30 protein-coding genes are annotated in these 26809 nt (G+C 68.9%); 13 read left to right on the forward strand and 17 right to left on the reverse strand.

Features of this window, described 5'->3' with window-relative positions; translation table 11 throughout:
- Positions 1–87 precede the first annotated feature (87 nt).
- Positions 88–1311: a metabolite traffic protein EboE gene (gene eboE, locus ACIA12_RS08340; protein WP_396366242.1), complete on the forward strand. Its 1224-nt coding sequence runs from the start codon at positions 88–90 to the stop codon at positions 1309–1311.
- A 59-nt stretch (positions 1312–1370) separates the two neighbouring features.
- The gene (locus tag ACIA12_RS08345) at positions 1371–2132 is read left to right on the forward strand and encodes a helix-turn-helix domain-containing protein (RefSeq protein ID WP_396366243.1); all 762 of its coding nucleotides are present in this window, start codon (positions 1371–1373) and stop codon (positions 2130–2132) included.
- Between the two features lie 9 nt (positions 2133–2141).
- Here ACIA12_RS08345 and ACIA12_RS08350 read toward each other — a convergent pair whose 3' ends face one another.
- Together ACIA12_RS08350 and ACIA12_RS08355 are read right to left on the reverse strand one after the other, a co-directional pair.
- Positions 2142–3413, reverse strand: coding sequence for a hypothetical protein (locus tag ACIA12_RS08350; protein ID WP_396366244.1), 1272 nt, complete (start codon positions 3411–3413; stop codon positions 2142–2144).
- Positions 3414–3472: 59 nt separating this feature from the next.
- Positions 3473–4363, reverse strand: a complete 891-nt coding sequence (locus ACIA12_RS08355) for a LysR family transcriptional regulator (RefSeq protein WP_396366245.1) — start codon at positions 4361–4363, stop codon at positions 3473–3475.
- Between the two features lie 74 nt (positions 4364–4437).
- On the opposite strand from ACIA12_RS08355, the gene dapA reads away from it, so the two are divergent.
- Positions 4438–5304 carry a 4-hydroxy-tetrahydrodipicolinate synthase gene (dapA, locus tag ACIA12_RS08360; protein WP_396366246.1) on the forward strand — a complete coding sequence of 289 codons (867 nt, stop codon included), beginning with the start codon at positions 4438–4440 and terminating at the stop codon, positions 5302–5304.
- Between the two features lie 10 nt (positions 5305–5314).
- Here dapA and ACIA12_RS08365 read toward each other — a convergent pair whose 3' ends face one another.
- From ACIA12_RS08365 to dut, 4 genes are all read right to left on the reverse strand, one after another.
- Positions 5315–6121, reverse strand: a complete 807-nt coding sequence (locus ACIA12_RS08365) for a DUF3159 domain-containing protein (RefSeq protein ID WP_396366247.1) — start codon at positions 6119–6121, stop codon at positions 5315–5317.
- Complete coding sequence (locus ACIA12_RS08370; RefSeq protein WP_396366248.1) at positions 6114–6503, reverse strand: OB-fold nucleic acid binding domain-containing protein; 390 nt, start codon at positions 6501–6503, stop codon at positions 6114–6116. The genes ACIA12_RS08365 and ACIA12_RS08370 overlap by 8 nt, the downstream gene beginning before the upstream one ends.
- 54 nt (positions 6504–6557) lie before the next feature.
- Complete coding sequence (locus tag ACIA12_RS08375; protein ID WP_396366249.1) at positions 6558–7241, reverse strand: DUF3710 domain-containing protein; 684 nt, start codon at positions 7239–7241, stop codon at positions 6558–6560.
- Positions 7242–7340: 99 nt separating this feature from the next.
- A complete protein-coding gene (gene dut, locus ACIA12_RS08380) occupies positions 7341–7793 on the reverse strand; it encodes a dUTP diphosphatase (protein ID WP_343978306.1) in 453 nt (150 codons plus the stop codon).
- A 52-nt stretch (positions 7794–7845) separates the two neighbouring features.
- Between dut and ACIA12_RS08385 the strand changes: the two genes are divergently transcribed.
- Together ACIA12_RS08385 and ACIA12_RS08390 are read left to right on the forward strand one after the other, a co-directional pair.
- Positions 7846–8301: a DUF3093 domain-containing protein gene (locus tag ACIA12_RS08385; protein ID WP_396366250.1), complete on the forward strand. Its 456-nt coding sequence runs from the start codon at positions 7846–7848 to the stop codon at positions 8299–8301.
- A gap of 23 nt (positions 8302–8324) precedes the next feature.
- Positions 8325–8606 (forward strand): DUF4235 domain-containing protein, encoded by a 282-nt coding sequence (locus ACIA12_RS08390; protein ID WP_396366251.1) that lies wholly within the window; start codon positions 8325–8327, stop codon positions 8604–8606.
- Here ACIA12_RS08390 and ACIA12_RS08395 read toward each other — a convergent pair.
- From ACIA12_RS08395 to ACIA12_RS08410, 4 genes are all read right to left on the reverse strand, one after another.
- Positions 8582–9394, reverse strand: a complete 813-nt coding sequence (locus tag ACIA12_RS08395) for a DUF427 domain-containing protein (RefSeq protein WP_396366252.1) — start codon at positions 9392–9394, stop codon at positions 8582–8584. The genes ACIA12_RS08390 and ACIA12_RS08395 overlap by 25 nt on opposite strands.
- A 112-nt stretch (positions 9395–9506) precedes the next feature.
- The gene (locus ACIA12_RS08400) at positions 9507–9806 is read right to left on the reverse strand and encodes a DUF4193 domain-containing protein (protein WP_012921380.1); all 300 of its coding nucleotides are present in this window, start codon (positions 9804–9806) and stop codon (positions 9507–9509) included.
- 278 nt (positions 9807–10084) lie between these two features.
- A complete protein-coding gene (locus tag ACIA12_RS08405; protein WP_396366253.1) occupies positions 10085–10885 on the reverse strand; it encodes an inositol monophosphatase family protein in 801 nt (266 codons plus the stop codon).
- Entirely contained in the window at positions 10882–12009 is a 1128-nt protein-coding gene (locus ACIA12_RS08410) for a ferrochelatase (protein WP_396366254.1), read from the reverse strand. The genes ACIA12_RS08405 and ACIA12_RS08410 overlap by 4 nt, the downstream gene beginning before the upstream one ends.
- A gap of 77 nt (positions 12010–12086) precedes the next feature.
- Between ACIA12_RS08410 and ACIA12_RS08415 the strand changes: the two genes are divergently transcribed.
- On the forward strand, positions 12087–13286 hold the full coding sequence (locus tag ACIA12_RS08415; protein WP_396366255.1) for an MFS transporter: 1200 nt from the start codon (positions 12087–12089) through the stop codon (positions 13284–13286).
- 40 nt (positions 13287–13326) lie between these two features.
- A complete protein-coding gene (locus ACIA12_RS08420; RefSeq protein WP_396366256.1) occupies positions 13327–14052 on the forward strand; it encodes a MerR family transcriptional regulator in 726 nt (241 codons plus the stop codon).
- Here ACIA12_RS08420 and ACIA12_RS08425 read toward each other — a convergent pair.
- Positions 14035–14649: a trimeric intracellular cation channel family protein gene (locus tag ACIA12_RS08425; protein ID WP_396366257.1), complete on the reverse strand. Its 615-nt coding sequence runs from the start codon at positions 14647–14649 to the stop codon at positions 14035–14037. The two genes, ACIA12_RS08420 and ACIA12_RS08425, sit on opposite strands and share 18 nt — an antisense overlap.
- Positions 14650–14715: 66 nt before the next feature.
- Between ACIA12_RS08425 and ACIA12_RS08430 the strand changes: the two genes are divergently transcribed.
- The 4 genes from ACIA12_RS08430 to ACIA12_RS08445 all read left to right on the forward strand — a co-directional run bounded on the left by ACIA12_RS08430 (position 14716) and on the right by ACIA12_RS08445 (position 18047).
- Positions 14716–15798 carry a phosphotransferase family protein gene (locus ACIA12_RS08430; RefSeq protein ID WP_396366258.1) on the forward strand — a complete coding sequence of 361 codons (1083 nt, stop codon included), beginning with the start codon at positions 14716–14718 and terminating at the stop codon, positions 15796–15798.
- Positions 15799–15815: 17 nt separating this feature from the next.
- Positions 15816–16643, forward strand: coding sequence for a formate dehydrogenase accessory sulfurtransferase FdhD (gene fdhD / locus ACIA12_RS08435; RefSeq protein WP_396366259.1), 828 nt, complete (start codon positions 15816–15818; stop codon positions 16641–16643).
- Positions 16644–16743: 100 nt separating this feature from the next.
- Positions 16744–17307 (forward strand): sigma-70 family RNA polymerase sigma factor, encoded by a 564-nt coding sequence (locus ACIA12_RS08440; RefSeq protein ID WP_396367144.1) that lies wholly within the window; start codon positions 16744–16746, stop codon positions 17305–17307.
- A 5-nt stretch (positions 17308–17312) separates the two neighbouring features.
- A complete protein-coding gene (locus ACIA12_RS08445) occupies positions 17313–18047 on the forward strand; it encodes an anti-sigma factor domain-containing protein (RefSeq protein WP_396366260.1) in 735 nt (244 codons plus the stop codon).
- 2 nt (positions 18048–18049) lie between these two features.
- Here the strand turns inward: ACIA12_RS08445 and ACIA12_RS08450 are convergent, their stop codons facing one another.
- Genes ACIA12_RS08450 through ACIA12_RS08475 form a run of 6 tightly spaced genes read right to left on the reverse strand, consistent with a single transcriptional unit; the run spans position 18050 to position 25635 of the window.
- On the reverse strand, positions 18050–19036 hold the full coding sequence (locus tag ACIA12_RS08450; RefSeq protein ID WP_396366261.1) for an aldo/keto reductase: 987 nt from the start codon (positions 19034–19036) through the stop codon (positions 18050–18052).
- Positions 19037–19067: 31 nt separating this feature from the next.
- Positions 19068–19475 (reverse strand): MerR family transcriptional regulator, encoded by a 408-nt coding sequence (locus tag ACIA12_RS08455; RefSeq protein ID WP_396366262.1) that lies wholly within the window; start codon positions 19473–19475, stop codon positions 19068–19070.
- A gap of 50 nt (positions 19476–19525) precedes the next feature.
- A complete protein-coding gene (locus ACIA12_RS08460; protein WP_396366263.1) occupies positions 19526–21358 on the reverse strand; it encodes a hypothetical protein in 1833 nt (610 codons plus the stop codon).
- Between the two features lie 4 nt (positions 21359–21362).
- Complete coding sequence (locus ACIA12_RS08465; RefSeq protein ID WP_396366264.1) at positions 21363–21686, reverse strand: hypothetical protein; 324 nt, start codon at positions 21684–21686, stop codon at positions 21363–21365.
- Positions 21687–21715: 29 nt separating this feature from the next.
- Complete coding sequence (locus ACIA12_RS08470; RefSeq protein WP_396366265.1) at positions 21716–24490, reverse strand: AAA family ATPase; 2775 nt, start codon at positions 24488–24490, stop codon at positions 21716–21718.
- The gene (locus ACIA12_RS08475; RefSeq protein WP_396366266.1) at positions 24487–25635 is read right to left on the reverse strand and encodes an exonuclease SbcCD subunit D; all 1149 of its coding nucleotides are present in this window, start codon (positions 25633–25635) and stop codon (positions 24487–24489) included. Before ACIA12_RS08475 ends, ACIA12_RS08470 begins: the two co-directional genes overlap by 4 nt.
- Positions 25636–25761: 126 nt before the next feature.
- Here ACIA12_RS08475 and ACIA12_RS08480 point away from each other — a divergent pair, with 126 nt between their 5' ends.
- The gene (locus tag ACIA12_RS08480) at positions 25762–26319 is read left to right on the forward strand and encodes a GNAT family N-acetyltransferase (RefSeq protein WP_396366267.1); all 558 of its coding nucleotides are present in this window, start codon (positions 25762–25764) and stop codon (positions 26317–26319) included.
- A complete protein-coding gene (locus ACIA12_RS08485; RefSeq protein ID WP_396366268.1) occupies positions 26312–26809 on the forward strand; it encodes an HAD family acid phosphatase in 498 nt (165 codons plus the stop codon). The genes ACIA12_RS08480 and ACIA12_RS08485 overlap by 8 nt, the downstream gene beginning before the upstream one ends.

The following is a 26809-nucleotide window of genomic DNA, read 5'->3' on the forward strand; positions in this document are numbered from 1 at the left end:
GGGTTAACTTCTCCTGCATCTTGACGCAGCTGACTCCTGGATGTTCAGTAGGAGTGATCACTCTCTTTGTCGAAGGCGGACACCCACATGCAGCTCAGCGACGGACTCGGCCACCTCACCTACTCGACGCTCGTCCACCCCGGCGACACCTGGGCCGAGATGCGCGACAGCGTCGAACGGCACGTCCCGGCGGTGAAGCGGCGGGTGTCGCCGGATGCTCCGATGGGTCTGTCGCTGCGGCTGTCCGGTTCTTCCGTGGCGGCGCTGCAGGCGGACCCGGCCGAGCGCGCCGATTTCCTCGGCTTCCTTCGCGAGCAGGACCTGTACCTCTACACGGTGAACGCGTTCCCGCACGGCCCGTTCAAGGGCCGGTCGGTGATGGAGCAGGTGTACGAGCCGGACTGGGCGACCGAGGACCGGACCCGGTACACGATGGGCGTCGCCGACGTCCTGGTCGACCTCACCGAGCCCGAAGTCGAGCCGTCCATCCAGACCGCGCCGCTGGCCTTCCGCCCGAACGTCGACGGACCGGCCTTCGTCGAGCGATTCACCACGAACCTGCTCCGGGTCGTCGCGCACCTGATCGACCTGGAACGCCGTACCGGCCGCCGGGTGAAGTTGTCGCTCGAACCGGAGCCGTTCTGCTTCCTCGAGACCACCGACGAGACGGTGCGCTACTTCCAGGAGCGGATCTTCTCTCGGGCCGGCACCGGCGAACTCGCGAAGCTGGCCTCGGTACCGGTGTCGGACGCCATCGGGCTGGTCCGCCGGCATCTCGGAGTGGTGTTCGACATCGGGCACCAGTCGGTGGAGTTCGAGGACATTCCGGCGGCGCTGGAGTCGCTGGTCGCGGCCGGGATCCCGATCTTCAAACTGCAGGAGGCCGCGGCACTGTGGGTGCCCGAGGTCACCGAGGACGCGGTGCGCGCACTGCGGCAGTTCACCGACACCATCTATCTGAGCCAGACCACCGAGCGCCGCGACGGGCAGCTCACCCGATTCCTCACCCTGGGCGACGCGATCGAGGCCTGGAACGCATCGCCCGGTGGAGAACGGGAGTGGCGGACCCATTTCCACGTACCGGTGTTCCTCGACGAGATCGGCGGGTTCCGGACCACCCGATCGACCATCGAGGCAGCCCTGGACCTGCATCGCCGGACGCCGCTGTCGGACCATCTGGAGATCGAGACCTACACCTGGGACGTGCTTCCGGAGCACCTCAAGACCGGCGACATCGACGAGTACGTCAGCCGCGAGATCGACTGGGTCCGGAAAACACTCGGCGTGCCCGCTCGGGTCGGTACGGTATGAGCGCCTCCGCGAAAGACCCGACTGCCCGTTCTCACCCCGCCCTGACCCAAGGAGTCCCCGTGACATCACCGCTCGCACCGCAGAGCCCGGACGATGCGACCGCGGTCAACCTCGGGCTCCAGCTGCGGACCGCGCGGCAGAAGTCGGGGATGACGCTGCGCGAACTCGCCCGCAAGCTCGGTGTCTCGCCGTCCTTCCTGTCCCAGATCGAGAACGGCAAGTCGCAACCGTCGGTGGCGACGCTGTACTCGATGGCGCAGACCCTCGATGTGTCCATCGACCACCTCTTCGAGAGCGAAGATGCCGGTCAGGAGGCTCGAGCAGGCGGGACCGACGCGTCGACCGCACCGGAGCCTGCGGGCGAGGCCGCGCCGGCGGACGTCCGACGACGCCGCCCGGGCGGCGAGGACCCCAGTACGGTCCGGCGCTCGGATCTGGGTTCGCTCGAGCGGGTCTGGGACGACAGCGGGAGCACCGGCCGGTTGTCGGTGACGACGCCTGGCCAGCGCACCCGTCTGGTGATGGACACCGGGGTGATCTGGGAGCAGCTGGCGACGAACACCGCGCACAAGCTGGACTTCATCGAGATCGTCTACCCGCCCGGGTCGAGTTCGACCAACGACGAGCGCATGCTGCGCCACGACGGGTTCGAGTACGGCTATCTGATCGAGGGCGAGCTGGAGGTGACCTTCGGCTTCGAGACGTTCACCCTGCACGCCGGCGACGCGTTGGGCCTCAACTCAACGGTCCCCCACCTGTTCCGCAACCTCGGGACCGAGCCCGCCCGCGGCGTCTGGTTCGTCCACCACGACCACAACTGACGGGCTGGATTAGCGGCTGGTGGGCACCGGGGTCGTGTCGAGCGGAGGGTACGGGGAGTCGGGGAGGCCGAGGTTGCGCCAGACGAAGCGCGGAATGCGGGCCAGGAAGCCGTAGAGGAACGCCGACGAGTGCTCGATCAGCTCGTGGCTGTGCTCGCTCGGGCTGAACCAGACCCAGTCGCCGTCGAACTCGAAGGCGGCCGGCGGGTTGGCCATCAGGTACTCCATCTGGCGCGGGTGGATCACGTCGTAGGCGAACTTGGTGTCGTCCGCGGTGACCTTGAACTTCTCGTTGAAGGCGCCGCTCTCGAAGGTGATGCCGTGACCGAACCCCCGGTACCCGACCTTGAGGGACGGCATCCGGGCCGGCAGCTGGAACCCGAGCACCGCCTCACTGTGGTACTCGGTGACCGTCCGCGTCTGACTGCGGCCCTCGCTGTCGGTGTAGGACTCGGTCCGGGTCGTCTCCCACTTGTGGGTGAACGCGACGAACGGCGGCCCGTTGCCGTCCCGGCCCCGGATCACGTCCGACGTGCTGTGGGCCCGGCCCGACCTCGTCACCCGGGCCGTCTCCAGCAGGCTGTCGTCCTCGCCGACCCAGTACCACTCCGGGTGCTGGTAGAAGGTCAGCCGCGACGGCCGTACCGGCTGGATCCATTGGTCCAAAGGCGTTGCGTCGATCGCCGCGGCGACGGTGGCGAGCTGCTCAAGCCACGCAGCGAGCACGGCAGGGTCCTTGCGCGGCGGATCCAGTACGACGAGTTGGTCCCCATCGATACTGAGGTTCAACCCGGGCTGCCCCGCGGCCATCACGGTCAGCCGCTCGCACAGTTGCGGCGTCATCACCTCCGCGCCGAACGCCGGGTCGAGGGCACCGACCTTCCACCCCGGCCCGAGTTGCTGAGGCGCCGGCACGCTCGTCGCGGCGACGCCGTACCGGAGTTGCGTCTGACCGCCGATGATCCACAGCTCGGGCAGCCGGCGGGACAGGGTGACCATCCCGACCCAGCCCCTCCAGTGCTCGGCGCCGTACTCGATCACCTGGAACGGCCGGCCCGTGCTCGTCGAGCCGATGATCTGGTCATCGGGCTTTCGCACGAACCCCAACCCGAACGGCGGGTTGGCGAGTGTGGCCACCGCATCCCAGGTCGGGCTGCCGTTGAAGGTCCAGCCGCGCTCTCGCAGCGACCGCACGTACCGCTGGCGGCGGATGATCGCGTAGAGACCGATGGCGACGCCGATACCGGCTACCACCAGGACGATCGCAATGGTCGGGCTCACGCACTCCCCCTTGGTTCGCGGCTGGTCCGCGGGGCTCGAATTGTTCCCTATGACGCGGGTTACCCCCGGGTCAGTTCCCTGAGCATGGCCTGAATCGCCGGGCTCGCGTCGGCACTCCGCCGCCAAGCAGCCTGTACTTCGCGCGTCGGCCGGCGCTGGAGTGGCCGCGAGACGAGTCCCTCGGCCAGCGGCGGACGGGCCAGCCGCGGGATCAGGGCGATCACGTCGCCGGACTCGACCAACGCGAGTTGGGTGGCGAAGTCGTCGACCAGATGCCGTACGTCGGGCTCCACCGGCGCATCAGCGAACAGCCGCCGAAACCACTGGTGACAAACCGTCCCAGGCGGACTCGTCACCCACGCATGCCCCGCAAGATCGGCAGCCGTCAACGGCTCCGGGTTGGCCAGGGGGTGGGTGCTGCTCATGACGACGTCGCCGGTGTCGGTGTGGATGTGGCGTTGGGTCAGTGACGGCGGGAGCGGAGCGGGGAGGCCGTCGGCGTCGTGGACGAGCGCCAGGTCCGCAGTACCGGCTTCGACGCTGCGCAGCGCCTGATCCGGGTCCTGCTCGGTGAGGTGTACCCGGAGCTCGGGTGCCGTCTTGGCAAGTTGCCGCAAGGTCGGCGCGAGCAGCCCGCGGATCGCAGTCGAGAACGCGACCACTCGCAGTACGCCGCGCGGCGTCCCCTCCGACACCGACTGAGCAGCCTCGACACACCGCTCCAGCGCCTGGAACACCTCAGGCGCAGAGTTCACGATCGCCTGCCCAGCCGGCGTGAGGACAACTCCACGTCCAGCCGGCGCGATCACCGGTACTCCCACCTGCCGCTCCAACCGCTTGAGCTGCTGCGACACCGCCGAAGCCGTGAACCCCAACTCCTCCGCCGCCCGAGCCAACGTCCCCAGCCCGGCCACAGCCCCCAACGCCCGCAAAGCACCCACTTCGATCATGCAGCCACACTAAGCAATACCGATGAAAAACCATCGCTAGACCACATCGATCACCCTCGACGACGATCAACCTCATGACCGCAGCAGACCTCTTCGGCGCGAACCTCGTCGCCATGGTGACCCCGATGAACCCCGACGGCTCGATCAGCACCGAGGGCGTCACCAGCCTCGTCGACCACCTCATCACCACCGGCGCCGACGGCCTCGTGGTCGCCGGCACGACCGGCGAATCCCCCACCCTCACCGACGCCGAAACCACCCAACTCATCAAAGCCGTGGCAACCCAAGCAACCGGCCGCGCCAAAGTCGTCGCCGGCATCGGTACCTACGACACCGCCAGCTCCATCCGCCGCGCCCAAGAAGCCGAAGCAGCCGGCGCCGACGCCCTCCTACTGGTCACCCCGTACTACTCCAAGCCCACCCAAGCAGGCGTGATCGCCCACTGCCGAGCAGTAGCCCACGCCACCACCCTCCCCGTCATGCTCTACGACGTCCCCCACCGCACCGGCCTGGCCCTCGACCCGGCCACCATCACCGAACTGGCCACGCATCCCCGCATCCAGGCGATCAAAGACGCCAAGGGCGACCTGGCCGAAGCAATGACCGTGATGGCCACGACCGACCTCGCCTACTACTGCGGCATCGACGACCTCAACCTCCCCTACCTGGCCGCCGGCGCCACCGGCCTGGTCAGCGTCACCGGCAACCTCACCGCCACCCCCAACGCCGACCTCATCCAGGCCATCCGCACCGGCGACCTGGACACCGCCCGGGCAATCCACGTCTCCCAGATCCCCGTAACTGCCGCCCTGACGACAGCCTCCCAAGGAGCCGCCAACTCCAAGGCAGCCCTGGCGGAGCTCGGCATCATCCCGCACCCGTCAGTCCGCCTGCCCCTGGTCGAAGGTCAGCCAGGTTCGATCCTCGCGCTCGCCGTCTAGCCGGGGACGACTACTTCTTGCCGGCACCGCCGCGGAGGAGGCCGGTGACGTGGTCGCGGGTCTCGTCCCACTTGTCGGCTGGGAGGGAGCCGCGCAGGACCGAGTAGGCGAGCCAGAGGGCCAGGGCGTAGCACGGCAGGCCGAGGCCGATCTTGGCGATTCCCAGGGCGTTGAGCTGGTGGGTCAGGTACAGGGGAATCTGGATGGCCAGGCGACCGGCGAAGAGGCCTGCGAAGACGAGCGTGGCGCGGTTGAAACCCCGGTACATGTCGGGATCCTTGCGCCAGTCGCCGCCGGTCTGGGTGATCACGCCGTACAGGGCGCCGAAGAGTGGCCAGCGGACGACGATCGAGAGGCCGTAGATCAGCAGGTAGCCGCCGCTCAGAATCATGCCGGGCAGGTAGACGTTCTCGGCCTTGCCGCTGCGGTTCGCCACCCAGGCGGAGAACGCGACGCCGATGAAGCCGCCGATGACGTTTCGCAGCGGCTGCTTGCGGAGGAGCCGCAGCAGCGCGACCGCACCACCGCAGGCGACGGCGACGATCAGTGCGAGCTTGAGATCGTGGTCGGAGGCCGCGTACACGATCATGAACGCGATCCACGGCAGCCCGACGTCGAGCAGCGCTCCCCAGCCACCGAGGGCCTGGAAGAAGTCCTTGTCGGTGGTCGCCTCCGGCTTGGCCGGCGCCTCGGCCGCGTCGTCATCAGCCGGCGGCACCGTACCGGCCGCCTCGAACTCCGGTTTCAGAATCTCGACGAGCTTCTCGTTCAGGTCCTCGTCGAGCTGGTCACGCTGCGTTCCGGGCGGCTCAGCCATGCGCGGCCGCGGGACGGAGCTCGTACTTCGGGTTGAACATCACCCGGTCCCCGTCCACGACACCGATCCGCCCGGACGCGGTCAGCTCCGATCCCGGGTGGATGCCGGCGATCTTGCGCCGGCCCAGCCAGACCAGCTTGACCGTGCCGGTGCCGTCGTACAGCTCACCCTCCAGCGCCGGTACGCCGCCGCGCGGGCTGAAGGTGATCGTGCGCAGCGTGCCGTACAGCGTCACCATCTCCCGGTCATGACATCCGGTGATGGAACGCGCGCCACAGCCGTGCGCGTAGTCCTTCAGCACTTCGGCGTCTTGCTCGTCCCGGTCGCCGGCCAGTCCCTTGAAGGCGCGCTTCCACAGCCCCTCGGGTTTATCGCTACCCATGAGCCCAGTGTAAGCCGTTCGCGAGCGTGCTCGGCCGGTATCCGGACATGACTGTCAGGCCTCTTCCTCGGTCGCGGCCTGGGCGCCCGCGGGCAGCCGCAGGGCCAGCGATTCGCGCGGTGCCATCGGCTCCGCGCCACGGACGACGACCACGTTGCGCAGCGACTGCTCCATCGGCGGCGCAGCGTCCGGCTCGACAGCCGCGCGGCCCAGCACGGTGGCCCGCAGCAGCCAGCGCGGCCCGTCGATCCCGATGACGCGCGAGGTCTGGCTGAAGATCTGCCCCTCGGGGTCCTCGACCGGTACGACCAGCACGAGCTCGGTCCCGAACGGCCCCTCGGTCTCGGACGCCGTGCCACCCATCCGGGTCGCCTCGGCGGCGATCTCGCGCCGTACTTCGTTCCAGATGCCACTCGTCTTGGGCGCCGCGAACGCACGCAGCTCCAGCGCGGAGTCCTCCAGCACCAGCAGCACCGCCTGGACGTCGCCGCTGGCCTCGTCGACCTGCAGCCGCAGCTCCATCCCGGGCAGCCCGGTGACCACCAGCGCACCGAGGTCGATCCGGTCCTCGGCCTCCAGCGTCTCGGGCTCCACCTCGCTGGAGTCGAACGGGCCGGCGCTGCGACCGACCGGCGCGGCCTCCTCGGCGCCGTCGCCTTCGACCGCTTCCTCTTCGTCGCCGAAGAAACCGCCAGTCGTCTCGGCGTCGTCGTTCTTGCCCTTGCGACGGAAGATCACTGCTCTTGCCCTACTTCCATAGTCATCATCAAATCCGCTGGCGGCCGTGACGGCCCGCCGTAGTCTCGCTCATCCGGCAGGTCAATTGCCTGCACCTGATCAGCGTGTCACACCGCCGAAGCCGCCGGTCGAGCCGTGGCCACCTTCGCCTCGATCCGACCCCGGCAGCTTGGTCACCTCGACGAACCGGGCCCGCTCGACCCGCTGGATGATCAGCTGCGCGATCCGGTCGCCCCGCTTCAGGGTGATCTCGGCAGCCGGGTCCAGATTGATCAAGCACACCTTGATCTCGCCACGGTAGCCCGCATCCACAGTGCCCGGCGCGTTGACGATCGACACCCCGTGTTTCGCGGCCAGCCCGGACCGCGGGTGCACGAACGCGGCGTACCCGTCCTGCAGCGCGATCGCGATCCCGGTACCGACCAGTCCCCGCTCCCCCGGCTTCAGGGTGATGTCGCTGGCCGCGACCAGGTCGGCGCCCGCGTCTCCCGGGTGCGCGTACGCCGGTACCGGCAGGTCCTCGTCTAGCCGCTGGATCAGTACCTCAGTCATGGGAGAGGACCCTACCGACGGCGCCGGACACCCGCCGTGCCAGGCTGGTGTCGTGGAGCAATACCGGGAACGGCTGAGCGTGCCAGTGAGCTGGTGGATCATCGCCACCGCGGCAGTGATCACCCTGTACGTCATCACTGCTGTCCCCGCCGGCGTCATAGCGGGCGCAGCGGTCGGCGGGATCGCAGCAGTCCTCCTGGTCACTCTGTTCGTCCGGTACGGCGGTGCTGTGGTCTCCGTCGACTCCCAGAAGCTCCAGGCCGGTCGCGCCCGCATCGAGCGGGAGCACCTCGGCAAGGTCGAGCCCCTGTCCGGTGAGGCTGCCCGCAACGCGTTCGGCCGCGACTGCGACCCCGCTGCCTACCTGGTCCTGCGCAGCTACCTCCCCGGCGCCGTACGGGTGGAGATCACCGACCCGCAGGACCCTGCGCCCTACTGGCTCATCGCCACGCGGCACCCAGACAAGCTCGCAGCCGCCCTGACGGCTGACAGCGTGGCAAGATCCTGAGCAACGGGACTTAGGAGGCAGTTGTGATCGGTGCCAAGATCGGCTGGAAGCTCGTGCTGATGGCGTTCACCATCGTGGTGGGCCTGCTCGCCAACAAGGCGGTGACGACGGCCTGGAAGATCGGGTCGGGTGGTAAGCCGCCCAAGGGCAACCAGGCCGGCTACCTCGAGATCGTCACCTGGGCCGTCGCCAGTGGAGCCTCTGCCGCGGCCGCCAAGCGGTTCGCCGAGGACCGCGCGGCGAAGTACTGGCTGAAGTCCACCGGCAGCCTGCCGCCCGGTTACGAGGACAAGCCGAACTCCTGACGCACGGCTTCGGCCACAGCACCACGTGGACGGTCACGAAGCTTGCCGTCGAGATACACGTCCAGTGCGTCGTCGAAGAACGACACGAGCCCGGCGAGCCCCCTGACCTCCTTCAGCGGCTCCAGATAGCTCCACAGCAGGTCAGGAGCGCCTGCGACGGAGTAGTACGTCGCATGGCCCTTGTAGGCGCACGCGGTACGCCGCTCGCTCGGGAGCAACTCCGCAACGAAGTCCTCCCGCGGTAGGTAGAAGCGGGTGGGCAGACTGGTCTCGAACACGAGAGTCGGCCGGCTGCTCTCTGCCAGCACCACCCCGTTGCGCTCGACCCGGACCGTCCGCGAGCTCGGCCGGACCGCGACCGCGTGGTACGGCTCCCGAGCATGCGACACCAGCCGCTCGTCCTCCTCGTACCACTCGTCGAATGCGTTGAAGTCCAGTACGACGTACTCCATCAGCTCCGGGTCTTCGGGGCGGAAGCCGGCGCCTGCCAGCCCGTCGACGTCCATCACCTCCCCGGGGCACGAGTGCGCCGCGAACGGGATGCCGGGATGGAGGATGCCGTCCGGTACCGGCCTCACCGGCTCGTCCGACGGGCTCACGGTCGCGTGCAGCTCGGTCGCCGGTACGGCGTACGAGGGGACCACCCGGCGCGGTTCCCAGACCAGGATCGCCCTGACCGTGTCCACCAGCTCGTGACCGTCGTGCCGGATCCGCACCCGCATCTCGGTCGGTTCGTGGCGCAGCAGCCCCAGTCCCTCCGCCCACAGATCTCGCATCTGCCTGCTCATCTCCTCAGCTTCAGGTATCGCCGAAGACATGACAACGGGACCGTCCCCCTTGCGAGGGGACGGTCCCGTGAGTCGGTACGGACTCAGCCGAGCAGGGCGACGATGCTGTGGTTCAGGCAGCGCAGTCGCGGCAGATCAGCTGTCCGTTCTTGCTGTTCGCGAGCTGGCTGCGGTGGTGAACCAGGAAGCAGCTCGAACAGGTGAACTCGTCGGCCTGGCGCGGGAGCACCCGCACCGCCAGCTCTTCGTGGCTCAGGTCCGCGCCGGGCAGCTCGAAGCTTTCCGCAGCTTCCGCCTCGTCCTCGTCGACCTTGCCGGAGTTCTTGTCGTGACGGCGAGTCTTCAGTTCCTCGATCGACTCTTCGCTGGAGTCCTCGTCCGTCTTGCGCGGGGCGTCGTAATCAGTCGCCATGGTGTTCCCTGCCCTCTTCGTACCCGTGGTGTTGCCTGCTGAGCCCTTGAACGGGTAAAGCGGCCGAGAAATTCCGCGATGGAAGCTCTCGTCCCCCGAAACCCTTGACAGACAGGCTGGCAGCGGTGTCAGTACCGCCCCCGAGGCAGGGATTGTGCCCTATCAACGGCCCTTCGCGCGCGCCGGGGTCCATCTTCTGGCCCGCGTGTCGCAGATTGAGACAGGACCGAACAGCGGAATGCTCATTAGTGCGTACTAGCGCGCACTAACGAGCAGTTTTACAATCTGAGCGGGTTGGCGGCAGCGAGCGCATCGTGCAGCGCGCTGAACACGGCCGGTGTCGCCGCGATCGACATCTCCGGCGACACCGGGGCTCCGTCGATCCCGCCGACCGTCGCGCCGGCCTCGGCGGCGATCAGCGCGCCAGCGCCGTAGTCCCACGGGTTCAGCCCGCGCTCATAGACCGCGTCCAGCCGGCCGCAGGCGACGTAGCACAGGTCGATCGCCCCGACACCGATCCGGCGGATGTCCCGCACCTTGGTGATCAGCGATTGCACAACTTCGGCCTGTACTGCGCGCCGCTCCGCGTCGTACCCGAAGCCGGTGCCGACCAGCGCCTTACTCAGGTCCGGGCAGTCCGAGACCTTGATCGGCTTGCCGTCGAGGAACGCCCCGCCACCCAGTGTCGCGGTGAACATCTCGCCCTTCGGCGCATCGACGACCACACCGGCCACCGTCTGCCCGTCCACCTCGACCGCGATCGACACCGCGTAGGTCGGGATGTCGTACAGGTAGTTGACCGTGCCGTCGATCGGGTCGACGACCCACCGCACGCCGCTCGAGCCGTTGACGTCGTCGCCCTCCTCGCCCAGGAACGAGTCGTCCGGCCGGGCCGCCAGCACCCGGGCCCGGATCAGCTCCTCCGACTCACGGTCGACGGCGGTGACGATGTCCGTCGCGGTGCTCTTGGTGTCGGCCACGGTGACCGTGCCCCGGCGGCGCTCGACGATCAGCTGGGCTGCCTCGGCGGCGACCTCGACAGCCAGCTTCAGCAGGTCCTGGGGGTTCTCGGAGCTCATACGGATTCCTTAGCTGCCGGTGCGGCGGATTCGGGGCCTGTTGATTCGCGGGAGGTAGGCGCTCCGGGGCGGCGGAGGGCAGGACAGCAGTCGGGGCGGCAGTCGTCCCACCCAGGGCCGAGCTTGCCGAGGCAGGGGCGGGCAGGCTGCTCGCCACGCTCGGCGGCGGCCCGCTCGAGGACCAGGTCGCGCAGCATCGTCACGAACCGCGGGTCGGTACCAGGGGTCGCGGCACGAGCCATCGGCAGCCGCAGCTTCTCGGCAGTCGCCAGTGCCTCGGTGTCGAGGTCGTAGATGACCTCCATGTGGTCACTGACGAACCCGATCGGTACCACGGCGACACCCGGCACCCCGTCGGCCGCAAGGGCCTCCAGGTGGTCGTTGACGTCCGGCTCCAGCCACGGCACCTGCGGCGGCCCGGAGCGCGAGCAGTAGACCAGGTCGGTCCGGCGCTCGACCCCTGTACGCCGCTGCAGCTCCGCGGTGATCTCGGCGGCCACGTCCAGATGCCAGCTGACATACCCGTTGCCGTCGGGGCCACTGGTCTCGTTCATCTTGGTGGGGATGGAGTGCGTCACATAGGCGATCGCGGAGCCCTCGGGCAGCTTGCTCAGCGTCTCGGCGGTGGACTCGACGAAGGAGCCGACGAAGCCGGGGTGATTCGCGTAGTGCCGCAGCTTGTCGATCCGCGGCGCCCCCTCGACCGCTGCGGTCGCATCGGCCAGGTTCTCCCGGTACTGCCGGCAGCCGGAGTACGACGGGTAAGCGCTCGTGACAATCACCACAGCCCGCCGTACCCCGTCGGCCGTCATCTGGCGCAGCGTGTCGGTCAGGTACGGCTCCCAGTTGCGGTTGCCCCAGTACAGCGGCAGGTCCAGGCCCACCTCGTCGAAGGACTCACGGAGGGCCTTCAGCAGCGCACGGTTCTGGTCGTTGATCGGGCTGCGACCGCCGAACGAGTAGTAGTGCTCACCGACCTCGACCAGCCGCTCATCCGGGATACCGCGGCCACGGGTGACGTTCTGCAGGAAGGGCAGCACGTCCGCGGGCTTCTCGGGTCCACCGAAGGAGAGCAGCAGGACGGCGTCGTAGGGAGTCGGATCAGGCGTCAGCTCGACGGGCATACCTCGATGATCCCAGGCGCACCGGTAACTGATGCGTGCGGTCCCTCCGCGGGCAGCTAGGGTGAAGTCGATTTCCCATGCTGAAGCCCTATGTACACCTCATGCGCCGGCCCGGCGCCCGTGCCTTCTTCGTCGCCGGGATCGTCGGGCGTATGCCGATCTCGATGCTCGGTCTCGGCACGGTGATCCTGATCGCCCGGGAGAGCGGTTCGTACGGTCTGGCCGGCGCGGTCTCCGCCGCCGGGGTGATCGCGGGAGCGCTCACCGGACCCATTCAGGGCCGGCTGGTCGACCGCTGGGGCCAGCGCATGCTGCTGCTGGTCGGCACGATGCTGTGCACGGTCGCCCTGGGCGGCCTGCTCGTCGCCGTCCGTGCCGACGCGCCGTCCTGGGTGCTGTACGTCATCTCGTTCGTTGCCGGAGGCACCCGTCCGCAGGTCGGCTCGTTCGTCCGGGCGCGCTGGACCCATCTGCTCGGCCGGGGTCGCGCTCTCCAGACCGCCTTCGCGCTCGAGGCCGTCGGCGACGAGGTGGTCTTCATCGTCGGTCCGGTCCTCGTCACGGCCCTCGCCACCCAGCTCAGCCCGTACGCCGGCCCGGCGGCAGCCGGAGTACTCGGCCTGGGCGGCGGTGTCTGGCTGGCCTCGCTCCGCGCCTCCGACCCACCTGGCCGTGGCAGCTCGAACGGTACGGAGAAGGCACCGCTCCCCTGGCTCTCCTTGCTCCTGCTCAGCATCATCGGGCTCGGCCTGGGCGCCACCCTGGGAAGCGCTGAGGTCGTCACCGTGGCCTTCGCCGCCTCCGAGGGCAAGCCGGGCATGTCCGGCGTCGTACTGGCCGTGTGGGCGCTCGGGTCGCTGCTGGCGGGGCTCTGGTACGGATCGGTTCATTGGAAGGCACCGGTGGAGCGACGGCTGCTGCTCGGCACCATCGCGTTGGCCATCACGCTCGCGCCGCTGCCCTGGGTCGGCAACATCCTCGTGCTCGGGGTGGTGCTGTTCGGCGCCGGCCTGACGATCGCACCCACGATGGTCGCGGTCACCGCGTGCGTCGAGGAATGGGTGCCGCCGCAGCGGCTCACCGAGGCGATCACCTGGACCGTCACCGGGCTGCTTCTCGGTGTTGCCCCGGGCAACGCGGCCGCCGGACATGCGGTCGACGTCTGGGGTGCCTCGGACGCGTACTGGGTGCCAGTCAGCGTCGGCATCGCGTGTGCCCTGATAGCGAGCGTCTCAGTCACCTTCGCCCGCCCGAAAACCCGCTTCGCCCACAATTGAGCTTGAGTCTCCCCCGGTGGGAGACACCAGGGTGGTCTGCATGGACGAACTCTTCTCGATCGGCGAACTGGCCCGGCGGACCGGACTGACGGTCAAGGCGGTCCGGTACTACTCCGATCGTGGGCTCGTACCACCGACCGACCGCAGCCCGGCCGGTTACCGCCGCTACGACCACGCCGCCGTCGCTCGCCTCGATCTGGTCCGCTCGTTGCGTGAACTCGGCCTCGATCTCGGCACGATCCGCCGGGTCCTGGATCAGGAGATCGCGCTCTCCGAGGTCGCCGCCGCCCATGCGGAGGCGCTCGCGGTCCAGATCCGGACCCTGCGGTTGCGGCGCGCGATCCTCACGGCGGTGGCCGAGCGTGGCTCGTCCCCCGAGGAGCTGAAGCTCATGCACCGACTCGCCCGACTCTCCGACCTCGAACGACGTCAACTGATCGAGGACTTCCTCGCGAGCGTCTTCGGATCCGATCCGGTGTTCGCGGGCATCCGCCAGACGCTCACCGCCGAACTGCCGGACCATCCGTCTGCCGAGCAACTGGAAGCCTGGGTCGAGCTCGCCGAGCTCGCCCAGCAGCCGTCCTTCCGCGATGCCGTCCGGCTGATGGCGGCCGACTATGCGGTGGCCGTCGAGCAGCCTGGGTCACTTCGTGAGCGGTTCGCCCACCTCCGACGGGCGACCGTCGACCCGCGCTGGCCCCGGTACCTGGAACTGCTTGCCGTGGTCAACGGATGGGTCCCGCCCGCTCTAAGTCACGCGGGGTAGTGGGGCGTTCCAGCCTCGGCGGATGGCGATGAAGCGGATCAGGAAGCAGACGACGGCTGCCGCGAGGGTGGTCCAGGGGGCGTCGTAGTGGAGGGCGTTGACGACCACCACGATCCCGGCGCCGAGGAACGCCGGGGTGGCGTAGATCTCGCTGCGTAGTACGACGGGGACGCGGCCGGACAGCAGGTCGCGGATGACGCCGCCGCCGATGCCGGAGATCGTGCCGACCAGCGCGGCGGACAGTGGTGGCAGGCCGTACTCCAGGGCCTTGCGGGCGCCGGTGACGCAGAACAGGGCGAGGCCGGCCGCGTCGAAGATGTTGACCAGGCGCTCGACCCGGCCGATCCCGGGATGCAGGAAGAACGTGATCAGCCCGGCCGCCACCGGCACCACGAGGTACCGCCAGTCGACGAGGGCGGCCGGCGGGGTCGCGCCGATCAGTACGTCGCGGATGAACCCACCACCCAGTCCGGTCACCAGCGCCAGCACCTGGATCCCGAACACGTCCAGCTTCTTCCGTACTCCGACCAGCGCTCCGGTGATCCCGAACACGAAGATCCCCACCAGATCGAGCACATGCAAAGCCCATCCACTCACCACCGCACCGTAGCCGCGCCACGAAAACCAGCGGCATCCGCCACGCCGACCCCCTACCCTGCCTGCATGAGCGGACCACCCGAAGTCGACTACACAGCCACCTCGGCCCGACCACCGTGGAGCGCTCTCCCGCCGTCCCTCCGCTCCGCGCTGACAGTTGCCCTAGGCACCGAAGTTGCAGCAGCAGGCCCTTCGGTCGGCTCCGGCTTCACCGGCGGCTTCGCAGCCCCACTCAAACTCGCCGACGGCCGAGAAGTCTTCGTCAAAGCCGCAGACGACACCCAACACCCCTACCAGGCCTACCAACGCGAAGCCGAGTTGGTCCCACGCCTCCCCCAGACCATCCACGTCCCCCGCATCCTCGCAACAGCCCACGCCACCGCACCCCGCACAACCGCCGCGACCCCGGGCATCACCACCGGGCCGGCCGCCGCCACCAACAGCGCGGCCGCTCTCTCCCCCACCGCCGCGACCGAGGGCGAAGCCCGATGGTTTGCGGTTGCTTCCGAGCGAGTTGAGGCTCGGATGCCGGGGATGCCTTGGACTCCCCAAGACTTCGCGACGGTGACCTCGACGCTCGAGCAGATGGCCGTTGCTCTTTCACCCAGTCCGTTCGACGATCTGGAGCCGTTCACCGCCGAGATCGAGAAGCCCGGCTTTCCCCGGTACCGGCCGGCCGAGATCCTGGCCGGCAAGGAGCCGATGCCCGAGGGATTCCAGCCGTGGCTGCCTGACCGGCTGCAGGAACTCCAGGACCTGGTCGAGCTCTACCCGACCGTGCTGGCACCCACCTCGGCGATCCACACCGACATCCGCCCCGACAACCTCCTCATCGACGCCCACAACACCTGCTGGACCGTCGACTGGAACTGGCTCTCCCTCGGACCCGCCTGGTTCGACTGGGTCGGTCTCCTCCCGCTCGCCCACCGCGACGGCATCGACACCCTCGCCGCCCTCAAGGCCAGCCCACTCACCAAGGCGGTACCGGCCGAACACCTCGACTGCTTCGCCGCCGTCCTCGCCGTCTACTTCATCAACCGGCTCGACGCCCCGCCCCCACCCGGCTGCACCCCGGAGATCCGCCGCCACCAGCGCCGCTACGCCTGGTCCTACTTCGATTGGCTCGCCATCAGGCGCGACTGGAAATAAGCGCCTAGATTGTATACATGAGCAAAGGACCCACGACCCGGTACAAGGTCGAGGTGCAGGACGGCAGCAAGACGTCCCGTCGCGAGGACGTGGTGGTCACCGAGGAACCGCTCGAGCTCCGCCTCGAGTGGCCCGGTCGCCCGCCCGAGCCGCTCGTCATCACCATGCGCACCCCCGGCTCCGACTTCGAGCTGGCCGCCGGCTTCTGCCTCGGCGAGGGCTTCGCCGTCCGCCCGGACGCGATCAGCACGGTCGCCTACTGCACCGACGTGAAGCTCACCCGCGACCAGCAGTTCAACACAGTCACCGTCACCCTCGACGGCCCGCCCGACCGCGAACCACCCCAGCGGTACGGCGTCACCTCGGCCGCATGCGGCGTCTGCGGCCAGCAGAGCCTCGACGAGCTCGCCGAGCGCCAGTACGACCCAGTCGACCCGGTGGAGGTACCACTGGACGTCGTACTGCGCCTGCCGGACCTCCTCCGCGACGCACAACCCACCTTCGGCCGTACCGGCGGACTGCACGCCGCAGGCCTCTTCACCCCGGACGGCCAAAAGGTAGCGGTCCGGGAGGACGTCGGCCGCCACAACGCCGTCGACAAGGTGGTCGGCTGGACTGTGCTCAACCAGCGCAGCCGCAAAGGCCTCGTACTCGTCGTCAGCGGCCGGATGGGGTACGAACTGATCCAGAAGGCGGTAGCGGCCGGCATCGGCATGATGGTCGCCGTGGGCGCGCCGTCCAGCCTCGCCGTCGACCTCGCCCGGCGGTTCGGCGTCACCCTCGTCGGCTTCACCCGGGGCGAGCGCTGTGTGATCTACAGCTCACCCGACCGGGTGCTGCGCTGACCCATCCGATGACCACCGCGCTCCGAAGTACCTCCGACCAGCTGGATCGAGTCGGAGGAAACGCCTTGTGAGCGAGGAGACCGCTTTACCGTGGCCGCGGGTGGTCAACCCGGCGACCGGTAGTCCGGCCGACCTGATGGCCCGGGTGGCACGTGGCGACACCGACGCGTTCGCCGAGCTGTACGACCTGATGGCGCCCCGCGTCTACGGCCTGATCCGGCGCGTCCTGCGCAACCCGGCCCAGTCCGAGGAGGTGACCCAGGAGGTGATGGTCGAGATCTGGCGCACCGCCACCCGGTACGACGCCGACCGCGGCTCGCTCACCTCGTGGGTGCTGACGATGGCGCACCGCCGGGCGATCGACCGGGTCCGCTCCGAACAGTCGTCGACCGATCGGGAACAGGCGGTCGCGGCGGCGAGTTCGATCACGGAGTACGACGAGGTCGCGGAGGCCGTGACAACGAACCTCGAGGTCGAACAGGTCCGGCACTGTCTGTCCTCGCTGACCGAGCTGCAGCGGGAATCGGTGACGCTGGCCTACTACGGCGGATACTCGTACCGGGAAGTGGCGGAGTTGCTCGACGCCAAGCTCGCGACGATCAAAGCACGCATGCGCGACGGCCTGATCCGGCTGCGCGACTGCCTGGGTGTGACGGGGAGGTGAGGACCATGACGACACCGGAAGTGCACGCGCTGACCGGTCCCTACGTATTGAACGCACTGCCCGAGGACGAGCGGATCAACTTCGAGGAACACCTCGCCGACTGCCAGTCCTGCAGCGCGGAGGTCGCCGAGCTCCGCGAAGCGGCCAACAAGCTCGGTACCGCGGTCGCCACCCAGCCACCGCCAGCGCTGAAGACCCGGGTCCTCGCCGAGATCGCCAGTACCAGGCAACTGCCGCCGCTGGTGCGTCCCGAAGTACAGGTCGAGCTGCCCGCGCCGGTACGCCGGAAGTCCTTCAACCGTCGCTCGCTGTTCAGCCTGGCCGCGGCCGGGATCCTGGTCGCCGGCGCCGGTGGCATCGCCGTCGACCAGTACCGCGACAGCTCCCGCGAGCACCAGCAGAACCAGCAACTCGCCGCCCTGCTGGCCGAGCCGGATGCCAAGACCGTCCGCGGCAACCTGAAGGACGGCGGTCAGGCGGCCGTCGTGATGTCGGCCAGCAAGGACACCGCGATCGTCCTGCTCAACAACCTGCCGAAGCTGCCCAGCGGCAAGACCTACCAACTCTGGCTGAGCGACAAGTCCGAGGTGATGCACTCGGTCGGCGTGACCACCAGCGACGGCCCACAGGTCATCCGCGGCGGGGTGGCCGACAAGATCGCCTTCGGCCTGACCGTCGAGAACAAGCCCGGCGCTACCGAGCCGACTCTGAGCACGGCCAGCGTCATCCCGATGGTCTGAACTCAGCGGCGTTCCGGGGAATCGGCGAGCAACTCGTCGATCTCCTGGCGCGCCGACTCGGGCAGCGGGCCGAAGCTGATGGCCGCCGCGTGTTCGGTGACCTGTTCCGGGGTTCGGGCCCCAGGCAACGGGATGATGATGGGGTCCAGCGCCCAGAGGTAGCAGAGGGCGCCCTGGGTCAGGGTTCGGCCGTCCGTCGTGAGGATCTCCCGGACGGATTCGAGCCGGCGCAGCCAGTCGGCCATCGCGTCGTCGTCGAAGTAGGTCCACCAGGGCGTGTCGCGCCGGACGTCGGTCTCGGCGGGCCGGTTCGAGAGGTCGTACTTGCCGGTCAGCAGGCCCATGGCGAGCGGCGTACGGGCAAGTACCGCGAGGTCGTACTCGTGGGCCGTCGCCAGCACCTCGGGATCGTGGCCGAAGACGTTGAGCTGGGACTGCGCGCTGATCGCCGACGATTTGCCGTACGCCGCGATCACCTCCGGCTTGTCGACACTCGTCCCGAACGCCTTGAGCTTGCCCTCAGCAACGAGTTCCTCGAGCGTCGCCACCACGACCTCCGCCTCGGCGGCCGTGTCGGCGCCACCGTGCATCTGCGTGAGGTCGAGCGCCTCGACCCCGAGCCGTCGCAGGCTGCCCTCGGTCGCGGCCCGGATCGCGGCGGGCGAGACGTCCTGCCCCTCGGCCACCCGGGTCGTCTCGTCGAAGACGTTCCCGAACTTGGTCGCCACGATCACCTCGTCGCGCACGCTCGCCGGCAACCGTCGCAACGCCTCACCGACCACGACCTCGCTGTGCCCGGCGCCATACACATCTGCGGTGTCGAGCAGCCGGATGCCGGCATCGATGGCCGTGTGAATCATCCGGATGCTGACCTCGTCATCCACCTCACCCCACCCCGCGGGCCGACCAGAGGCCACCCACGGCCCACCGATCGCCCAGCATCCGACTCCCAGCGCGCTCGTACTACGCCCGCCGAGCTTCCTGTTCATTGCCTCAGTCATCTGTTTCCCATCGAGAGGTTCAGTCGCGAGGCGGCGGGTCGATGCCGTCCTCGGCGGCCTGGTAGGCCGCGATCTTCCAGTCGATGACCTCGAGGTCGGCCTCCAGCTGCTGTAGATCCGCGAGCACCTTGATCCGGTGCTCCCGCAACAACGCCAGCCGCCCCGCCCGGTCCCGGTCGCCCTCGCGCACATGCCGGGTGAACTGCCGCACCTGCTCGATCGGCATCCCGGTCCGCCGCAACCGGATCAGCACGTCCAGCAGTCCGATGCTGAGCTGATCGAACCGCCGCCGTCCACCACCGTCGCGCGGCAACTCGCCGAGCAGCCCCTCGCGGTCGTAGTACCGCAACGTGTCGATGGACAACCCGGTCAACCGGGCCGCCTCGCCGATGGTCACCCCACCGTCCGGCACCTGAATCGAGGTCATGCCTCTACCCAACTACCTGGAGTGGACTCCAGGTCAACCCCCGAAGCTCTTCATTCGCGTCCACGCTCGCCGGCGCCGGACGAGCCGGCCGACCGCCACCTCGACGCCTGCGCACCGGGTTCGACCGCCCTAGCTGCCGGCGCACTTCCACCGAAAGCCTTGGCCGCCGACAGTTGCAGTTCGCTGTCCACAACGGGCTCATTCAGGTACGTCGCGAAGTCCTTCCCGAACACCGGCACCCAGACATCGGCCCGGGTACCGTCCGGGTCGGTCCGCAGGGCAGCCACCAGCCGATCGTTGTACTCCCGGATCCCGACCCGGAACCGCTGGTAGTCGTCGGCCTTCCAGCGATGGTCGAAGTTCACGTCCGGCCGGCTCGGATCGTCGATCCGCGGCTTGCGCTCCGGATCGGCGGTGGCAGCGCAGAGCCCGTCGGTCAGCCGGCGCAGGTCGTCGGTAATACCCCGTTGAGCCAGTCCCGATTGCTTGATCTGCTCACCCAGCTGGATCGTCAACGCGATCGGCGCCAGCGGCAGCTTCCCCTCCATCGCGTTGGCGTACTTCAGCAACCGCACAGCCGGCCGCAAGCTGCCGCCGGCCCGTGAGTCCTGCTGGTCGATCCACTCCGCGATCCCGACCGGATCGACCGGCTGGAACGCGTCCTCGTCGAAGTTCACGATCGCCCGCTCGCCCGACGGCAGCTTCACCATCGGTACGACGTCCACGTGCACCTCGCCCGGGAAGTCGATCCGTACGTTCCGGCTCTGCCGCTGCGCCGCCCCCGCGCAGGTCCGGCTCTCGTTCAGCGCCCGCTCGGCCTCGACCAGATAGCGCTGCGGGTTCCAGTCCGGGCGGTACGGGAGCTCGAGCAGTACGTCGACGTCGAGTCCGCGCCCGGCGACCGGCTGGATCGCCGTACCGTAGAAACAACTGCCCTGCCCGAGCAGCCGATTCTCGTTCGCAGCGAAGCCCGGATCCTCGACAAAGGCCTGACGGACGTCGGCGACCCGCTGCCCCAGCACCCGGTACGCATCGGCCGACAGACTGACCTCTGAGTCCAGGAACCGCAGCAACGCCCGATCGATCCCGCGCTGCTGGTTGTTACGCAACCGCGGATTCTCGGCCGGCACCGGCAACTCCGGCGGCGTGATCCGGAGCCTGTCCTCGTAGCTGCTCTCCACCACCGGCCCGCTCCCCATCGAGTTCATCGCAAGAGCCTGTGGACCCACGATCTTCCATCGCACCGCCTGATCGATGTCCGGCGGTTCGAGCTGCTCGTCCCGAAGCCCGAACACGGCCGGCGTTACCTCCCGCCCGAGCATCGCCTGCCACCGATCCGTCCAGTCGGCGATGCTGGGGAACGTCTCGTTGATCAACGACTTCCGGACGAACCGGTACTTCGGATGCAGGTAGTCGTCAGGCCCGCGGGTCGGATCCGCCTCGAACCTCTCCCGCGCCCGCCGGACCATCTCGTCCGAGCTGATCACCAGGTCGACATCACTCGGCGGCTCCAACCCGAGCCGGTGCATCGCATCGAACAACCGCGACCGCGGCCGATCGGCATCATCACCGAGCCACTGCTCCAGCCGCGCCCTGGCCACCGGCTGATCGGCCAGCTCCGCCGGCGTCGGCAACGTTTTCCGCTTGTTGGCGAAGAAACTGACGCTCGAACCCTTGAGGAACACCTCCACCGATTCGGCCGGTACGTCGTCCGAGCGCAGCGCATCGAGCAGGCTCGACCTGAACTCCCGGAACTGCCCAGGCGTCAGCCCGTTCGGAGCCGTCCGGCCGTGCCACCACTCGAGCTGCTCGCGCGAGTAGCCGAGGAACTCGAGGTCCCGCGCCCGCACCTGATACCCGTTGGCCGGATCGACGGGGTACACGGGCTCAGACCTCTTGGTCCAGTACTACGCCCGCAGCAGCAACAGCCGCCCGCACCCGGTCGCGCACCGCCGCCAACTCACCGGCTGCCGGCGGATCCCCTTGGTACGTGAGCACGAACGACCACTGCCCGTCCTCGCGATACAGCCGCAGCACCACCGGCGTACCGGGTGTGTCGCGCAGGCGCCGTACGCCGAACTCCTCCGACCGCTCGTCATCCAGCCGCCCACGAGCCTCCAACCCGCTGACCGACCGAAGCCGATCCAGCGACTCCGTAGTCAGCGCACCGGAGAACCGAGCGGTGTAAGCACGCACGACCGGCAAACTCATGCGCGGCAGGCTACAACGTCAGCGGTCCGTCAGGACTCGAGTTTGATGTACGTCGCGCGCGGGACGTACTCGTACCGGTCCGGCATGCAGGTGAGGATGATGACCTGGCCGTGGTCGCCGGCTCGGCCGAGCAGCGCGCCCATGTCGCGGAGGCGGGCCTTGTCGGACCAGCCGAGGGCGTCGTCGAAGATGATCGGCACGCTGCCTTCGCCGGTGCTGACCAGGTGGCTGATCGCCAGCCTGGTGATGATCGCGAGCTGCTCCTGGGCGCCGGTCGACAACGCCTCGACGCGCAGCCGGGCGCCGTCCAGTTCGCGCTCGGCGACGGCGAGGTCGTCGTCCAGCCAGACCCGGAACGACGGGCCGTAGACGCTGCGGCCGAGGGCCTCGATCCGGGTCTGCAACGGCTCCGAGTACTTCGTCTGCGCCTCCGCGCGATGCCGGCCGAGCGTCTCGTAGACCCGGCGGGCCGCGTCGGCGCGACGCTTCAGGCTCTCGTGTTCCGACCGGATGGCGGCCAGATCGAGGTCGGCCGTGTCGCGACGCGTCGCGAGTCCGTCACGCCCGGATTGCTCCAGCCGCCCCTCGGTGGTGCGCAGCGAGTCACGCAGTGCGTCCCGCTCACCCTGCAGCCGCGTCGCCACCGCCAGCGCATCCGCCAACTCGCCGGCGACCCGATCGGCCCCGGCAGCGTCGACCTGCTCCTGTACCGCGGTCAGCTCCTCGAGTACCGCCTCGACCTCGGCCGTCGCCTCGACCTCAGCGCCCTCGACGTCATCGTCGGCCAGCAACTCACGAGCAGCCTCAAGGGCCTCCACCGCAGCGGCCAGCCGCTCCCCCGCCAACTCGGCCCGCGCCCGCGCCTGCTGCGCCTCCGACCGATCCTCGTCGGCCGCCTTCCGCGCCTGCGCCGCCGCGTACTCCGCGTCCGCCAGCAGCGCCTCCGCCTCGGCCAGGCCGCTCCGCGCGTTCTCCAACCGCCGTTGCGCGACCGCGAGCTCGCCGACGTCCATCGGCTCGGGGATCTCCAGATCCTCGAAGTCGAAGGCGTTCTCGTCCGGCTCGAACTGCTCGAACAGAGACATCTGCCCGGGCACGCTGACGTCGGCGACCTGCTTCGGGGCCGGCTCCTCGACCGGCTCACCCTCGACGAACCCGAGCCGCGAGGTCAGCAACGCGATCCGCTCCGCCGGGTCGCCGCCCGCCGTCAACGACCGCTCGGTACGCCGCGCCTCCTGCAACTCCGCCGACGCCAGGTCCCCCTTGCGCAGCAACTCGCGCGCGGCCGGCAGGTCCTTGACCCGGGCCTTCTTCAGCAGATCCTTCTCACGTCGGACAGCCTCATCCACCGCCGCCCGCAGAGTCGCCGCCTCGCCACCCGCGCGGACACGAACCTCCACTGCACCCGGTACGCCGACCACCAACTCGCCGGACACGAGCAACTCGACAGCGCCGTCCTCACCCAACGACGACGGCACCTTCGCCGAGCCGCCCGCATCCAACCCGGTCCCCGACAACTCAACGGCTTCGCCGCCAAGCCGTCGTACCGACACTTCCGGTACTCCGGCCGCCAGCGCCGCCCGAGCCTCGACGACCTTCGCGCGCGCATCCTCCAACGCGTTGACCAACGCGTCATCGACCGAGATCGCATCGAGCACCGCTCCCGCGGCAGCGATCCGGGCCCGTACGTCGACCAGCTCCGACTGCTGACCCAGCAACCGACCCAGCTCGGCCCGGTCCATCAGCGACGAGACGAGCCGCTCCACATCCTGAACCTCGCCACGGCGCTCGTCCCTGAGCTCGACCACCTCGGCCAGCGCGGCCTCGGCGGCGTGCACCGTCTCGGCCGCCTTGCGGGCAGTCTGGTCGGCGTGCTTCCACCGCTCGGCCAACTCCGCATCGGCCTTGGTGAAGCGCTCGACATCGGCCAGCAGCCGCTCGCGTTCGAGCCGGGTGCGGGTGTGGTTCTCCAACCGCGCGCGAGCGGTCTCGGCGCGACTGCGGATCGAGTCGCGCCGGAGCAGGATCTCGTCGGTCGCCTTCTTCTTCTCGCGCAGTCCCTCGACCGATTCGAGGTGCTCGTCCAGCCGTCCGGACAGGTCGGCCAGGTCGAGCGCGAGCCGCTCGGCGCGACGGATGTCGGTGAGCACCTCGTCCATCGCCTTCAGCGCCTGCTCAGCGGCCAACTCCGCCGCCGCGACGTGCTGCGCCGACTTGGCGAAGTCGCCGGTCGGGCGGCCGCCGCGGGTCCAGTAGCGCAGGTACTCGTGCTCGACGGCGGTGACCAAGGGCATCGAGGCGCCGTCGACCGGCGTACCGGATTCAGCGGTGACCGCCGTGATCAGTGGCTCGGCATCGGCGGGCGTCGGAAGTACCAGCGACTGCCCTTGACCGACCATCAACGTCTGCCACAGCACGGGATCGACGTTCTCGGCGAACAGCCGCTCGGCCTCGTTGTGCGCCTCGCGACCGGTGAAGGTCTGGCGCCGGCCGTCGGGCTCGACGACGGACAGCTCGGTGGAGCGGTTCTTCAGCCAGCGTTTCGTGTACGTGAGTTCGCGCCCGCCCAGGGTCAGTTCGACCGTCACCTCGGGCGCCACGTCCTGGCCGACCGGCTGGATGTCGCGGATCCGGGTCGACTTGGAGTCGTCGGGGAAGTCGAAGACGAGCGCGAACGCCTCGACCAGGCTCGACTTGCCGACCTCGTTGTCGCCGACGATCACGGTGGTACCGATGCCAGGCAGGTCGACGGTACGGTCCTTGACGCCACGGAAGTTCCGCAGCGTCAGTCGATGCAGCCTCATCCCGCGTCCCGGGCCAGTCTGTGCATCAGCGTGAGGGCCGCGCCGGCACCCTCGTCGCCGGCGGCCAGGGCCTGCCGCAACTCCTCCATCGCGGCCCGCGCGGGACCGCTCAACTGCAACGCGTCCAGGTCCGCGGCATCGGGTGCCGGGCGCACGGTCCAGAACTTCGCCCACCGCTCGACGCTGGCGAAGACCTCGCCCTGCGCGTCGACCATCGCGTCCAGCCGGCTGAGCAGCGGCAACGGCAGCGACCCGTCGGCGGCGAGTCGGACGTAGGTCCGCTCCTTCTCCGGCAGCTCGGCGAAGAAGTCCTCCAGCGCCGTCAGCGACTCCTCGTCGTACAGCTCCGCGTGGTGCTCCACCATGTGCCAGGCGCCGACCCGGATCGGCTCGACCTCGATCGTCGCCGGCTTCTTTCCCGAGGCCGGTCCGAGCGTCACCTTCAAGACGTTGCCCGGATGCGTCTCCTCCGGCGCGGTGACCTCCTGCGTCCCGGAGAACCAGATCCGCTCGGTCACCTCCGTGGTCGAGTGCCGATCACCGAGACCGACATAGTGCAACCGCCCATCGGCGACAGCCGCTTCGAGCGCCGCCTGGTCGATCGTCGGTACGTCGGACATGCCACCGCTCAGGCTGGTCAGCTGCCCGTGCGCGAGCAGGATCCGCGTCGTACCGGCCGGCGCCGGCTTCAGCTCGGCGTACCCGGGAGCCGCCGGATCGGAAACCGGCCGGCGCGAACGCCACGGCGCACCGACGATCTCGACCCACGGCACGATCTCCAGCGGCTTGCTGTCCGTCACGACAACGACGTGATCCGGCGCATGCCCCAACCACTGCGCCGACGACCAGAGCGACCCAGGCTCTAGCGCGTCGTGGTTGCCCGGCAACAGCACCACCGGTACTTCGATCCGCTTCAGCGCTTCACAAGCGCGCAGGATCGTCTGCCGCTCGACCTGGTTGTGCTCGAACACGTCCCCGGTGACGACCACGAAGGCCGCGCCGGTCTCCTTGGCGACGTCCCCGATCCGCATGACGGCATCCAGCCGCGCCTGAGCCCACCGAGCCTGACCGTCCGGCCCCAGGAACCGGCGCATCATGCCCAGCTGCCAGTCCGAGCTGTGCAGAAAGGTGATCGAGTCGTTCATCGCGCGAGAACGCTAACCCGGCGTACACACCTGCACCCAATCAACACACCCACAACCCCCCGACTGCCCGCCATCCGAACACCAAATCGAGTTGAAGTGGCTGATCAGGGTCGCGAGGATCACTCCATGGACATCTATCTCGAGACCGGGCGGCTGGTGTTGCGGCGGTTCACGGTCGGGGATGTCGAGTTGCTGGTGGAGTTGGATCGCGATCCCGAGGTGATGCGGTATCTGACCGGCGTGCCGACGCCGCGGGACGAGATCGAGCGGAAGGTGCTGCCCGAGATCCTCGCGCGGTACGAGACGCATCCGGGGCTGGGGACGTTCGCGGCGCACGAGAAGTCGAGTGGGCGGTTCGTCGGGTGGTTCGGGTTGCAGCCGACCGGCGAGGCGGGGACGGTCGATGTCGGATACCGGTTGAACCGGGCGGCCTGGGGGCAGGGGTATGCGACCGAGGGCACCCGTGCGCTGATCGACCACGCGTTCGGGGCGCTGGGGATGACGCGGGTGGTGGCGGACACGATGGCGGTCAACACCAGGTCGCGACGAGTGATGGCGAAGTCGGGGCTCCGGTTCGTCCGGCTCTTCCACGTGGACTTCGACGAGCCGCTGCCGGGGACGGAGTTCGGCGAGGTCGAGTACGCGCTTGATCGCAGTACCTGGGAAGCTGGGGGACGTGCCTGACGACCAACGCCCGTACGCCGTACTGGACATCGACGCGACGCTGTCCGACACCAGTCAGCGGATCAAGTACCTGGAGAAGAAGCCGAAGGACTGGGACTCGTTCTTCGCGCACGCCAAGGACGACGCCGTACTGGACGAAGGGCTCGCGGTCGCGACCACGCTGGCGGCGGACCACGAGATCGTCTACCTGACCGGGCGGCCCGAGCGGCTCAGGCGCGACACGGTGAAGTGGTTCGAGGACAACGGCTTCCCCGAGGGCAAGCTGCTGATGCGCGGCAACAACGACCGCCGCCCGTCGGCCATGATGAAGCTGGCCCGGCTCAGGACGCTCGCGCAGGAGCGGCGGGTCGCGGTACTGGTCGACGACGACGTCAAGGTCTGCGCCGCCGCCGAAAAGGCCGGCTACCCGGTGATGAGGGCCGACTGGGGACTCGATGCCGAGACCCAGCCGACCCTCTTCGAAGCTCAGGAAAAGGAAGGCCGCACCTGA

Origin of the sequence: Kribbella sp. NPDC051620, from assembly GCF_044453825.1 — a bacterium.
Classification (GTDB): domain Bacteria; phylum Actinomycetota; class Actinomycetes; order Propionibacteriales; family Kribbellaceae; genus Kribbella.

Bases quoted from the DNA above. Each gene is read 5' to 3' on its own strand.
- eboE (WP_396366242.1), top strand. From the start codon at position 88: ATGCAGCTCAGCGACGGACTCGGCCACCTCACCTACTCGACGCTCGTC.
- ACIA12_RS08355 (WP_396366245.1), bottom strand. From the start codon at position 4,363: ATGATCGAAGTGGGTGCTTTGCGGGCGTTGGGGGCTGTGGCCGGGCTG.
- dapA (WP_396366246.1), top strand. From the start codon at position 4,438: ATGACCGCAGCAGACCTCTTCGGCGCGAACCTCGTCGCCATGGTGACC.
- ACIA12_RS08365 (WP_396366247.1), bottom strand. From the start codon at position 6,121: ATGGCTGAGCCGCCCGGAACGCAGCGTGACCAGCTCGACGAGGACCTG.
- ACIA12_RS08370 (WP_396366248.1), bottom strand. From the start codon at position 6,503: ATGGGTAGCGATAAACCCGAGGGGCTGTGGAAGCGCGCCTTCAAGGGA.
- dut (WP_343978306.1), bottom strand. From the start codon at position 7,793: ATGACTGAGGTACTGATCCAGCGGCTAGACGAGGACCTGCCGGTACCG.
- ACIA12_RS08395 (WP_396366252.1), bottom strand. From the start codon at position 9,394: ATGAGCAGGCAGATGCGAGATCTGTGGGCGGAGGGACTGGGGCTGCTG.
- ACIA12_RS08400 (WP_012921380.1), bottom strand. From the start codon at position 9,806: ATGGCGACTGATTACGACGCCCCGCGCAAGACGGACGAGGACTCCAGC.
- ACIA12_RS08405 (WP_396366253.1), bottom strand. From the start codon at position 10,885: ATGAGCTCCGAGAACCCCCAGGACCTGCTGAAGCTGGCTGTCGAGGTC.
- ACIA12_RS08410 (WP_396366254.1), bottom strand. From the start codon at position 12,009: ATGCCCGTCGAGCTGACGCCTGATCCGACTCCCTACGACGCCGTCCTG.
- ACIA12_RS08415 (WP_396366255.1), top strand. From the start codon at position 12,087: ATGCTGAAGCCCTATGTACACCTCATGCGCCGGCCCGGCGCCCGTGCC.
- ACIA12_RS08420 (WP_396366256.1), top strand. From the start codon at position 13,327: ATGGACGAACTCTTCTCGATCGGCGAACTGGCCCGGCGGACCGGACTG.
- ACIA12_RS08430 (WP_396366258.1), top strand. From the start codon at position 14,716: ATGAGCGGACCACCCGAAGTCGACTACACAGCCACCTCGGCCCGACCA.
- fdhD (WP_396366259.1), top strand. From the start codon at position 15,816: ATGAGCAAAGGACCCACGACCCGGTACAAGGTCGAGGTGCAGGACGGC.
- ACIA12_RS08445 (WP_396366260.1), top strand. From the start codon at position 17,313: ATGACGACACCGGAAGTGCACGCGCTGACCGGTCCCTACGTATTGAAC.
- ACIA12_RS08450 (WP_396366261.1), bottom strand. From the start codon at position 19,036: ATGAACAGGAAGCTCGGCGGGCGTAGTACGAGCGCGCTGGGAGTCGGA.
- ACIA12_RS08455 (WP_396366262.1), bottom strand. From the start codon at position 19,475: ATGACCTCGATTCAGGTGCCGGACGGTGGGGTGACCATCGGCGAGGCG.
- ACIA12_RS08465 (WP_396366264.1), bottom strand. From the start codon at position 21,686: ATGAGTTTGCCGGTCGTGCGTGCTTACACCGCTCGGTTCTCCGGTGCG.
- ACIA12_RS08470 (WP_396366265.1), bottom strand. From the start codon at position 24,490: ATGAGGCTGCATCGACTGACGCTGCGGAACTTCCGTGGCGTCAAGGAC.
- ACIA12_RS08475 (WP_396366266.1), bottom strand. From the start codon at position 25,635: ATGAACGACTCGATCACCTTTCTGCACAGCTCGGACTGGCAGCTGGGC.
- ACIA12_RS08480 (WP_396366267.1), top strand. From the start codon at position 25,762: ATGGACATCTATCTCGAGACCGGGCGGCTGGTGTTGCGGCGGTTCACG.